General features: G+C 66.5%; 3 protein-coding genes. 1 reads left to right on the forward strand and 2 read right to left on the reverse strand.

Features of this window, described 5'->3' with window-relative positions; translation table 11 throughout:
* Positions 1-159: 159 nt before the first annotated feature.
* Positions 160-591, forward strand: a complete 432-nt coding sequence (locus EOA38_RS33410) for a DoxX family protein (RefSeq protein WP_127301235.1) — start codon at positions 160-162, stop codon at positions 589-591.
* Positions 592-600: 9 nt separating this feature from the next.
* Here EOA38_RS33410 and EOA38_RS33415 read toward each other — a convergent pair whose 3' ends face one another.
* Positions 601-1383, reverse strand: coding sequence for a glucose 1-dehydrogenase (locus EOA38_RS33415; protein ID WP_127301236.1), 783 nt, complete (start codon positions 1381-1383; stop codon positions 601-603).
* A complete protein-coding gene (locus EOA38_RS33420) occupies positions 1370-2401 on the reverse strand; it encodes an L-idonate 5-dehydrogenase (RefSeq protein ID WP_126095990.1) in 1032 nt (343 codons plus the stop codon). The genes EOA38_RS33415 and EOA38_RS33420 overlap by 14 nt, the downstream gene beginning before the upstream one ends.
* Between the last annotated feature and the right edge of the window lie 146 nt (positions 2402-2547).

Genomic DNA, 2547 nt, shown 5'->3' on the forward strand with positions numbered 1-2547 from the left:
CGGCGAGAGCGCCCCTCTCCCCGTCACTATACGGGGAGAGGATGCCGGCAGGCAGGTGAGGGGCGGCGCGGCGCTCGGGGAAAGTCGCCTTGCCCTTGTGAAGATACACATCGGGCAGGTGTTTCGGAGCATACCGACACAACCTTATCGGAGCTGACCATGTCACCGACCGAACTCACCGAGAAGCTTCACGCCAAGGACGTGATCCTGCTTGCCGGCCGCCTGCTCCTATCCCTGATCTTCGTGCATGAAGGATTGCATCTTGCGGCCCATTTCGAGGGCGCTCAGAAGGCGATGGCCGTGCTCGGCGTCGGCACGCCGCTGCTTCTTGCCACCATCGCGCTGCAGCTCGGCGCCGGCCTGTCGGTCGCGCTCGGCGTCCTGGCGCGCCTCGGCGCGATCGGGCTCGGCCTGTTCTGCCTGATGACGGCCAGCCTCTTCCACACCAACTTCGCCAGCCAGAACGAGCTCTTGCATTTCGAGAAGGACTTGGCGATCGCCGGCGGCATGTTCATCCTGGCGCTCGCCGGCCCCGGCGGATTGTCGGTGGATAGGGTGCTGGCTGGATACGTGAAAAGCCTGCCGGTTTGACCGGCGCCCTCACAACACGCTCGTGATCCCGCCATCCACCAGCAGCGTCTGTCCCGTCACGAAGCTGGCGGCGTCGGAGGCGAGGAACACGGCGGCGCCCACGAGTTCCTCGACATCGCCCCAGCGCCGCATCGGCGTGCGGCCGGTGAGCCAGCCGGAGAACGTCTCGTCGGCGACGAGGGCGGCATTGAGCTCGGTCTTGAAATAGCCGGGCGCGATCGCGTTGACGCGCACGCCGTGCTGGCCCCATTCGCCGGCCATCGACTTGGTCAGCATGGTGATTGCCCCCTTGCTCGCCGCGTAGGGCGCGATCGAGGGGCGGGCAAGCACGCTCTGCACCGAGGAGACATTGATGATCGACCCCTTGCGTCGCGCGATCATGCCTTTCACCACGGCCCGGCTCACCTTGAACACGCCGTCGAGATTGGTCGCCATCAGTGCGTCCCAGTCGGCGTCGCTGAAACTTTCCAGCGGCGCGCGGCGCTGGATGCCGGCATTGTTGACCAGGATATCGATCGGGCCGGCACCGGCTTCCGTGGCCGCAATGGCGCTATCGACCGACTGCGTGTCGGTCACGTCGATCACCGCCTCCGCCACCGTGTGGCCGTCGCCGCGTAGGCGGTCGCCGGCGGCTTTCAACTCCTCCGCCTTGCGGCCGCCGATCGTGACGCGCGCGCCGGCGCCGGCAAGCGCCTCGGCGAAGGCAAGCCCCAGCCCGCGGCTGGCGCCGGTTATGAAGGCATGTCTGCCCTCGAGGCCGAACAGGCGGCCGAGATAGTCAGTCGAATGCAATTTGCACCTTCATCGATTGCGATTTGTCGCTCGCCAGCTCGAAGGCTTTCCTGGCCTCGGCGAGCGGCAGCGTGTTGCTGAGCAGGGGCGCGACGTCGATGCGGCCCGAGCCGATCAAATCGACGGCCAGAGCGAATTCCGTGTCGAAGCGGAAGCTGCCCTTCAACGCGATTTCCTTGGTGACGATCATCGAAACCGAAAGCTCCGTGGTCGCGCCTTGCCCGACGGTGACCAGCGTGCCGCGCGGCTTGATGAAGTGCAAGGCGCTCGCCACCGTGGCGCCCTGGCCGGCGGCCTCGAAGATGACGTCGAAATAGCCCTTGCCAGCGGCGTAGACATTCATCCCGTCGGCGTGCCTGGCGACATTGATGGTGCGGTCGGCTCCGGCCTTCGCCGCATAGTCGAGAGGCTTGTCCTGGACGTCGGTGACGACGATCTCGCGCGCGCCGGCGAAGCGCGCGGCAAGCACCAAAAGCGTGCCGATCGGGCCGGCGCCTATGATCAGCACCCGGCTGCCATAGACTGGCGCCTGGGCCACCGCATGCAGCGTCACCGCAAGCGGCTCGGCGAAGGCGCCGGCGGAAGGGTTGGAGCCCTTCGTGAGTGGCACGGCATTTTCGGCGCGGCAGATCAGATGCTCGGCAAAGCCGCCTTGCACATGCGGCGTGCGCATCGCCGAGCCCAGGAAACGCATGTCGAGGCAGTGGATCGGCTGGCCGGCGCGGCAGAAGGCGCAGGCTCCGCAAGAGTTGGCGGGATTGACCGCGACAGCCGTGCCGACGGCCGGGCCCGAAACGCCGGCGCCCAGCGCCTCGACCCGACCGGCGATCTCGTGGCCGAGGATCATCGGCTCCTTCATGCGCACGGTGCCGAATCCGCCATGGCGGAAATAGTGCAGGTCCGAGCCGCAGATGCCGCCGCGCTCGATACGCACCAGCACTTCGCCGGCACCGGGCGAGGGGGTGGCGCGCTCCTCGACATGGAGATCGAGCGGCTGACGCAGCACCACGACGCGCATCGAGGCTGTTGGCGACAAACCGGCTCTCCGCTGCTTCGCCCGAATTTTCGCTGCCACAGCTAGCAGGAAAGCCGGGCAGGCTTCAACCACATTTATCTGACAAATCAGATGATATGGACAGCATAACCCCGCTGAGCTATCAACCC

The sequence above is a fragment of the Mesorhizobium sp. M1E.F.Ca.ET.041.01.1.1 genome (assembly GCF_003997355.1).
In the GTDB taxonomy this organism is placed as follows: domain Bacteria; phylum Pseudomonadota; class Alphaproteobacteria; order Rhizobiales; family Rhizobiaceae; genus Mesorhizobium.

Bases quoted from the DNA above. Each gene is read 5' to 3' on its own strand.
- EOA38_RS33410 (WP_127301235.1), top strand. From the start codon at position 160: ATGTCACCGACCGAACTCACCGAGAAGCTTCACGCCAAGGACGTGATC.
- EOA38_RS33420 (WP_126095990.1), bottom strand. From the start codon at position 2,401: ATGCGCGTCGTGGTGCTGCGTCAGCCGCTCGATCTCCATGTCGAGGAG.